Genomic DNA, 9630 nt, shown 5'->3' with positions numbered 1-9630 from the left:
GGGGGGATACGATTGGATGTCACCACCCTGGTGGGGTATGGCCAGGTGCGGGCCCTGGGCGGAGGCAGCGGGTATTGGGCAGGAGCGGGGGGCGGGGGACGGATCGCCCTGTATTACGAAGACGCGAGTGGGTTTGACTTGACGAATCGCGTGACGGCGGCGGGGGGAAGCTATGACGTGCAGGGTGCGGCCGGCACGATTTATCTGCAGAAGAACGGGGATCGCGGCCAACTGGTGATAGATCGGAAGGGCGGTGGGAACAAAGCGGCCTGGCTGTGGCTGCCCGAAGGGACGAACTTTACGGAAGACGTGATGTTGCGCGGGACGGGAACGGTAGCGGAGGTGCGGTCCTCCGGGTTGACCCCGTCCAATATGTATATTGTAGACAACGCCGCTCTGACGCACTCGGCGGCGACCGCCGCGACGAACTACAGCCTGAACCTGACCGTGCTGGGGACGCTGCACGTGGCCAGCAACAGCACGATTGATATGAACAGCAAGGGTTATCTTGGAGGAAGGACCTGGCCTAATACCACCACCAACGCGAGCACGGGCCGGTCGGGCGGAAGCTATGGCGGACTCGGCGGGAACGCGTACGGCGGTGTAGCCAATCCCGTGTATGGCGATTATCGCAACCCGAATGAACTGGGCAGCGGTTCGGGGCCCAGTGATGGCAGCGTTCCGGGAGGGGGACTGGCGAGAATACAGGCCGGACGTTTGGAATTGGAGGGGATCCTTCGAGCCAACTCGACCGATGGAATCTATGGACGCGGAAGTGGGGGCGGTATTTACCTGGATGTCGGGCAACTCGCGGGGAGCGGGCGCATCGAGGCCCTGGGGGGGCGCTGCACGGATTCCTACTATTATGGCGGCGGCGGCGGCGGCGGGCGTATTGCGATCTACTATCAGGAGACCGACGGGTTCGACCTGTCGAACCGAGTCAGCGCCGCGGGCGGCGCGGGCTATCCCGCCGGGGCGACGGGCACCGTGTACATCGCCAACATGGCGCCGGTGCGGGTGTCCTTGATGACCCCGGGCGGGCTGGTGAAGGGTCCTGTCGCGCACGTGGACCTTGTTTTCATTGCGCGGCTGAATGAAGACACGCTGGGGACGGAAGACTTTACCCTGACAGGACCGCAGGGCAGCGTGGGACTCGCCTCCATTTCGCCCTTGGACAGCATTTCCTACCGACTGGCGTTTTCGCAGGCGGCGTCCGTGGAAGGGCTCTACACGCTGGTCATGGGTACGAATATCCTGACCCAGGCGGGTCATCCTCCGGAGGCCGGGTATACCAACACCTTTATAATAGACAATCAACCCCCGTCGGCTCCGGTAGTGACAAACCGCCTGGCCGCCCCGGCCACCAACAGCCTGCGGACTACCGCGATCACGCTCTGGGGCACGCGCGACGCGGACACGGCGGTTTGGATCAATGGGATCTTGCAGGTGTCGCGCGGGACGGGGGTGTGGTCGAAGGCCTGGACCCTGGGTCAAGGCACGATCGTGCTGCGGGTCCACGGCGTGGACCAGGCGGGGAACGCCTCGGCAACCAATGAATACCGCTTCTACGTGGACTCCGTGGCCCCTGCGGTGACCGCGGTGTCGCCGGCGAACGGCGCCTATACCAACAATTCGCCGTCGTTCGTGCGGCTGACGTACACGGAAGCGACGAGCGGTCTCAATGTGGACCTGAACACGATCGGCAACGTCACCCGCTCGGGCGTGATCATGCCCGGCGCGTGGGAGGCCACGACCAACACGCTGACCTTCACGCCCTCGGGCTCGCTGCTGGACGGCGTCTATACCGTGTCCGCCGTGCTGGTGGATTTCTCGGGCAACACGGGGACGTTCAGTTCGGCCTTCACGGTGGACCGCGTGGCGCCGTCCACGCCGGTGGTGTACGCGGTCGCGTCGCCGACCACGATCAACCAGCAGACGATCGCGGGGACCAAGGAAGCCTATGCCGCGCTCTACCGGAACGGCGCGCAGGTGATCGGGTTCACTTCCTCGACCAACTGGTCGTACACGCAGGCCCTCACGAGCGGCGTGAATCCGCTGGCCTACTCGTCGCGTGACCAGGCGGGCAACACAAGCGGGGTGGTGAGCGTCGAGATCCTGTACAACGACGTCTCGCCCGGGCCGGTGACGGTGACGGCGACCGTGGCGGGCGTCGGCACGCAGATCACGCTGGGCTGGGCGGCCTACGACGAGCTGGCCAACGGCGGGGACATCGCGGGCTACTCGATCTACCAGGCGGACGCGAGCTTTACCCATGCTTCCCAAGCCTCGCTGATCGGCTCGCGGTCGGCCGGCCAGAAGAGCTACACGGTCACCGGCCTGACCCGTGGCGAGACGAAATGGTACGCGGTCATGGCGCGGGACACCGGGGGCCTTTGCAACTCCAACGTGACCTCGATCGCCGCTGCGCCGGTGGACATCGTGGCGCCGGCCAACCCGACGGGCATGTGGTTCGAGTGCTACTCGACGGGCCTGGTGGCGTACTGGTCCGCGTCCGCCGATCCGCAGGCCGATCTCGCGGGCTACCGCCTCTACGTGACCAATAACCCCGTACCTGTTGCGCTGGAGCCGACCAACCGGATGTATGCCCTGCCGGGCCTGCAGCCGGCCTCGGCCTACGCGTTCCGCGTCGCGGCCTACGACCAGACCGGCAACGAGGGCTCCGGCCTCGCGGCGACGGGCTACACGCTGCTGCCCAACCCGACGGGTCTCGTCGTGCAGGCCTACGACGGATTCGTCCGCATTCGCTGGAACGCCGTGCAACCGGCGGGCTACGTGAAGCACTACGCGATCTACGTGGCCACCAACGCGTACACCAACGTCGCCGGCATGACGCCGCGCCTGACCTCGACGGCGACCAACGCGCAACTGGCCGGCCTGCAGAACTACGAGACCAACTGGTTCTCGGTGACCGTCGTGAACAAGTCCGACGGCCAGAATCCCGGCGTGACCCCGGTGGCCGCCATGACCGAAGACGACACGACGGGACCCGAAATCGGAGCCCTGAAGTGGAATAATGCCGCCCTGCCCGGCGCTGTCACCTGGCCGGGAAGCTTCTCGGTCACGGCGGAGGACCCGATCGGCGTGAGCCGCGTGGAGTTCCTCGTCAACGGCCAGCTGATCGGCACGGACAGCAAGGGGCCGTCGAGCTTCGCCGCTTTCTGGAACGTGGCGAATACGGCGACGGACGGGCTCCACGAGGTGCGGGTCCGCGCGTACGACAGCAAGGACAACCAAGCCGTGTATGTCACCAACCTCCCCGTGGCGCTCGCCGCGCCGGGCGCCCCGACGATGATCACGCCGGTGGCGGGCGCGACCGTGTCGGTCCGGAACCCCGAGTTCAGCCTGTCCGGCGGCAGCGCGCTCTATGCCTCGCAGGCGCGGTGGTACATCAGCGGCGCCGCGACGACGTCCCTGACGGTCTCGGTGGGCACGTCGGGGCTCTTCAGCGCCCGCGTGACGCTCCGGGAGGGCACCAACGTCATCGAGGCCGCCGCGATCAACCGCGCCGGCGAGGGCCCGCGCACGGCGTCGGCCATAGTCATCCTGGACACGACGACCCCGCCGACGCCGCCCTGGCTGGAGGCCAAGATGGGCGACGCCGGGAAGATCCAGCTCACCTGGGGCGCGCCGAGCGAGGGCGCCATCAAGGGCTACCACGTCTATCGCGCCGCGGGCACGTTCAGTTCGACGGCCGACGCCGCGCGGGTCAACGCGAGCATGGTGTCGGTCCTGGGCTATACGGACATCCCGCCCTCGGACGGCGTGTGGTACTACCGCGTGACGGCCGAGAACCAGGCCGGCACCGAAAGCGCGCTCTCGGGCGAAGTGTCGGCGACGTCCGACCGCGTCGGCCCGTCGGCGACGATCCAGTTCACGCCCCACGGGCCTTATGACCCGGCCACCGGCCGGTACGGGACGGGGCCCGTGGACGTGCGGGTGACGTTGAGCGAGGCGGCGATCGTGACGCCCTTCCTCGGGATCACGCCGGACGGCGGTGTCCCCCTGGCCATCGTGTTGAGCGCCGCCGGGGATCTCGAGTACCGGGGACAGTTCTCCGTCTTCCCGAGCACGCCCGCCGGGACGGCGCTGCTGACCTTCTCCAGCCGAGACGCCGCCGGGAACCGCGGCTCGCAGATCCTGTCGGGCGGCAGCCTGCTGATCGATACGGAGGGCCCCGCGGTCTCGCAACTGGTCGTGCAGCCCAACGAGCCGATTGAGAACGCCGCGACCAACCCGGCCGTCGTGACAGCGCGGTTCGTTCTCAACGAGGCCCCCGCGGCCGGCGCCACGCCGGAGTTCGGGTGGAAGCTGTCTGGCCATACGAACACGTGGACGGCGATGACGTCGGTGGTGCAGATCACCGAGGCCTCGTGGCAGGGGACCTTTGCGCTTCCCGCGGACGCCGGCGACCCGTCGGAATTCCTGCAGTTCCGGTTCTCGGCCGAGGACGACCTGGGCAACGAGGGCTCGGAATTCCTTTGCCAAAGCGAGTTCGAAGTCTACCAGGGCGACCTGCCCGGGCTGTCCTCGCCGTTCGGGCTGGTGGCAGAGTCCCTGCCGGCCGGCGCGATCGAGCTGAGCTGGAACGCCGTCGAGGGCGCGAAGGATTACCAGGTTTACCGCCAGGCGCCGGGCGAAGAGGACCTGGCGCCGCTGGCCCGCAGCACCAACACCTTGAGTTACCTGGACCGGCCCGCCGAGGAGGGCGTGTACAGCTACGCCGTCGCCAGCATCCGCCAGGAAAACCAGCGCGAACGGATCGGCGAGCGAAGTCCATCGGTCTCCGCGGTGTCGGACGCCACGCCCCCCGAGGCGCCGTCCGGGCTGGCGCTCGAACTGGTCGGCAACGGGATGCTGGTGGACTGGCAGGCGCCGGTGTTCACGGAGCCGGTCAAATACCGCGTTTACCGGGGCGCGAGCGCGGCCGTGACCAACGTGGTTGGGCTGACGCCGAAGGGCGATCGGGTCGTGCTGACGGAATGGGTGGACCCGCATCCATCCAAGACCGAGCGCTTCTACACGGCGACGGCGATCGACAACGTCGGCAACGAATCGCCGGCGGCGGACCCGGCCTATCTCAACATCAGCCTGATGCCCGTGAACAGCCTGCGCATCGCCATGACCAACGACACCGCGCCGGTTCTGACCTGGGCGCACCCGTACCCGGCGGACGTCGCCGGCTACCAGGTGTACGCGGGCCAGAGCCAGCAGGTGCAGCGCCTGCACGCCGGCCTCTGGCTGTCGACCAACTTCACGGACGCCTCGTATGCCGGCGGCGGCCGCTGGTACACGGTGTCGGCGGTCGACGACCAGGATGAGGAGAGCGTGCGCCGCTCGATCCTGCTGCCCGATATCCGGGCGGAGGTTTCGCAGGGCCTGCCGCTGAAGCGCGGGATGATGAACCAGCTGACCTTCACCCTGACCAACCGGACCGAGCTGGCGCTGCAGAATATCCAGCTGGTGGTGGAGGCGGAGAACCAGACCAACCGGTCGGCCTTCTTCTCGCTCGAGCCCGGGCAGGTCCAGCCCATGGCCGTGGTCGTGGGCTGCTCGACCAACGCGGCCACGAACGTGCCCGCGGTTACGACCCTGCGCATGGAGCCGGCGGTGGGGTCGCTGGTGACGCTGCGGCGGGACGTGTCCTGGGCCGCGGTCAACGACCAGTTGAGCGTGGATCTGCGCGCCGGCGGCGGCGTGCGCGGCGGGGAGATGGAGGTCCAGTGGGTGCTGCGCAACACCAGCCCGGTGGAACTGGAGGTCGTGACGGCTTCCGCCTACGGCAATGGCGCGTCGCCGGACGTCCGGTTCAAGCTGACGGACAAGGACGGCAACGTCCTGTCCGCCGCGTCGGCGCAACAGGCGATCGGCGCCGGCCTCGTGGCGCTGGCCAACGGCGAGGTCGTCGCGCGGATCGGCGCCGGCAAGGAATTCGTTTCGGCCCCGACGACGGTGTACGTACCCACGGCCGCGCCGGACGACATCTACGTGGTCCTCGAGATGGACCGGGTCTACTACCACCGCAGCCGCGTGGACGAGAGCCAGGTCCGCGGGCTCCAGGCGCGCCAGGCGCTGCGGCTGGCCGACACGCCGTACTACGCGCTCGTGACCAACGTGACGCCCCGGCTGTCCCTCGGCGGGGAGAGCATCGCGATCCAGGGCCGGGCGTGGGACCGCGCGACCGGGCAGCCGCTGGGCGGGGCCGCGGTCTCGCTGTTGATCTCGGTGGAGGGCTTCGACCGGACGGTCAGCCTGACCACCGATGCCCACGGGGATTTCGCGCATACCTTCGTTCCGCAAGTCGGCGAGGCCGGCGTCTATACCGTGTGGGCGCAGCACCCCGTGCTGAAGGATCGCGTCCCGCAGGACGGGTTCGTCATCCAGAAGCTGCTCGTCAGCCCGCGGACGATCAACCTCCGCCTGCCCATCAGCCACCCGGCGTACGCCGTGTCGGTCTCCGTGGAGGCGGCGCGGGGCACGACCGCCACCAACCTGGCCCTGGTCTACCAGGCCTCGGACCAGCCGGGCGGGCTCTGCCCGACCGGGCTGGTCATCACGCCGCTGGCGCCCGTGGCGGCGCTGGCGGAAGGCGGCACGGCCAGCCTGGGCTTCACCGTGCAGGCCGGGCCCGACGCCCCGCGCTCGGGCACCGCCTACCTGCGGGTGCGCGACGACTACTCGGGCACGAACGCCTGGGCGATGATCACGCTCAACTACCAGTTCTCCGAGGCCCAGCCGCGGCTGGCCTTCAGCCCGACCCACGTGCAGACGGGCACGCGGCGCGGCCTGCCCGTCACGGAGACGGTGACACTCGAGAACACGGGGCTGGCCTCGCTGCGGGGCGTCAGCGTCAGCCTGGTGACCGGAGCGGGCCAGCCGGCGCCGTCCTGGGCCTGGGTGGAAACCGGCACGTTCTTCCCCGAGATCGCGGTGGGCGCGACCCAGGTCGTCGAGGTCACCTTCCTGCCGACGTCCGGGGTCGAGGACGGAGACTACTCTTTCTACCTGGTCGTCTCGGCCACGAACCATTCGTTGCGGCGGATCCCGTTCTACCTGACGGTCACGGAGTCCGGCATCGGCCACGTGCTCTTCAAGCTGACGGATCTCTACACGGGCACGCTCGACGCGCAGGGGCAGGTGGTCCAGGGCGTCGCCGGCGCGACGATCAAGCTCCAGCACGAGCAGGCCTTGAGCATCAGCACCAGCGTCGTCAGCGACGCGTGGGGCGAAGCGCTTGTCACCCAACTGCCCGCGGGCCGTTACCGCTACCAGATCACCTCGCCGAACCACGACAGCCGGTCCGGCCGCGTGTGGATCAAGCCGGGTATTACCATCACCGAGGAGGCCTTCCTCGACTACCAGACCATCACCGTCGAATGGGAGGTGGTGCCCACGACCATCCAGGACCGCTACGAGATCGTGCTGCGCGCGGTGTACCAGACCGATGTGCCCGCGCCCGTGATGATCGTCGCGCCCCTTCAGATCAACCTGCCGGAGATGCGGGCCGGCGACGTGTACCAGGGCGAGTTGCTGATGCGCAACGAGGGCATGATCAGGGCCGAGCAGTTGCGGTTCGGCCTGCCGGCGACCGACGATTCCTTCAAGTACGAATACCTCGTCAGCCAGTTCCCCTCCGAGCTGGCCGCGCGCGGCGAACTGGTGGTCCCGTTCCGGATCACGTGCCTGCGTCCGAACTACTGCTACGAGAAGTACTACAGCGTCTCGTACAAGTTCGTCACCGCGCTGGGGCGCGAGGTCGTCCAGAACGCCAGCGGCAAGCTGACGGCCTGGAAGCCGGACGGCTACGAGTGCGAGCCGAAGCAGCAGGGCGACGGTGAAGGCGAGGACGTGGGGGTTGGTGAAGGCGACGGCGGCATGGACATGGGAGGCGAGAGCGGCGGCGGCTCGCTGATCAGCAATCTCGGCTGCTGGTCCTGCCCCCTGGTCCAGGACGAGACCCGGGACAACCGCGGCGGCGACTACGTGTTCCCCGTGGGCGACGGGGGCGAGGTCGAATTGCGCACGCGCGTGTACATCGAGCGGACCACGGATCTCGAAGCCGGCGACATCCGGGTGGAGCGGCAGAGCATCGGGCAGGACTATGGCTTCGTCTTCGGCTGGTACGCGGGCCGCGGCGCGGACATGCAGGTCTTGTACACCACGCCGATGGGCGACCGCCTGACGCCGGCGCAGGACGTGTACCTGGCGGGCCGCGAGTTGTGGGACGGCTACAGCTCCGACGATTCCCGTTTCGTCTTCGAGACCACGGGTGACGTCCGCCGGATCGTCGGGGTCCGCGGCGCGGGCGGCACGGCGCAGGTCGTCAAGGTGAGCTACGCCGGCCTGGAGAGCCCCGTCGCGTCCCTCGAGGCCGGGCGGCCCGGTCCGAAGTACACGTGGGCGATGAAGGAGGCGGCCGCCAACACGGCCCTCGACCTGTCCGAGAGCGATCCCGGCGCGGTGCGCATGTTCCTGGAATACGACCTCATCAAGGTGGTCCTGCCGGGCGGCGGGTGGACGGCGTACGAGTACGACGAACTCGGCTGCATGGCGCTGCGCAAGGATTCGGGCGGCCGGACGCGCCGGATCATGCACGACGACATGGGGCACCTGCAGGCCGTGCTGGACGGCCGGTTCGAGCGGGCGGTGCTGGACTACAACGACCTGGACTGGGAGAACATCCTGGACGAGGCCGAGAAGATCGACGCCGCCGGCACGATCCAGAGCCTGGCCCCCGACGCGGAGCAGGGCTACTACTTCGCCTTCGACTACGATTCCCAGCGCAAGGAGTACGTCGCCCGCGCCGAGGGCAAGGACCGCGGCGGAAACGGCGCACATCGCGAATGGCGGTTCCGGCGCGACGGCACGCTGTTGCGCGCGGTCATCAACGGGCAGCAGGTGCGCAGCGTATACCGGGCCGACGATCTCGGCGACACGGTGACCGATCAGGACGGCCGCTCCCACCGCGTGTTCTACGATTCGCGCGGCCGCGTGGCCCGGGTGGAACAGGACGGCGGCCTGGTGCGGTTCTTCGGCTACGACGTGACCGGCCGGAAGCTGACCCAGGCGACGGACCGGCTCGGCCTGGCGTGGAATTACGGCTACGACGCCGGCGGCCGGCTGGCGGGCGTCACGCGCAGCGGAGCGGAGACGGGCGCGGTCTGGAGCTTCGCGTACGATGCCCAGGGCCGGCTGACGAACGCCGTGGGCCGCGGCACGGACGGGGATTCCCCGGCGCTGTCGCGCGCGTTCGCCTATCCCGGCACGAATGGGCTGGTGGTGGCCTGGGCGGACGAGAAGGGACGCACCAACCGGATCGAGCAGGACGGCGCCGGCCGGCTGCTGTGGCGGCGCGACGATCGCGGCCGGGAATGGGCCTTCGCCTACGAGGAGACGGTGACCAACCAGGTCGTTCAGGGCAGCAACGTGGTCGACCAGATCGTCACCAACGCCGTGATCCGCCGGACGGCTGCCGACGGCTTGAGCCGGCAGTGGTTCGTGGATGGCATGGGCGCGGTGACGCAGGTCATGGCGGGCGGCCAGGTCCAGGCGGCGTGGGTGTACGAGAAAGGCCCGTACCGGATGGTGCGCCGCGTCGCCGAGGGCGCGGAA

At 68.7% G+C, this 9630-nt stretch carries 1 protein-coding gene (running past one end of the window); it reads left to right on the top strand.

The window, feature by feature from the left end:
• Window positions 1-12: 12 nt before the first annotated feature.
• On the top strand, window positions 13-9630 hold the 5' portion of the coding sequence (locus KA248_10895) for a DUF2235 domain-containing protein (protein ID MBP7830414.1). It continues 18660 nt past the right edge of the window; only the first 9618 of its 28278 coding nucleotides appear in the window; it begins with the start codon at window positions 13-15; its stop codon lies beyond the right edge, outside the window.

It is taken from the genome of Kiritimatiellia bacterium (assembly GCA_018001225.1).
GTDB lineage: Bacteria > Verrucomicrobiota > Kiritimatiellia > CAIQIC01 > JAGNIJ01 > JAGNIJ01.
The sequence above is the reverse complement of the archived record's forward strand: the minus strand, read 5'-3'. Positions and strand labels throughout refer to the sequence as shown.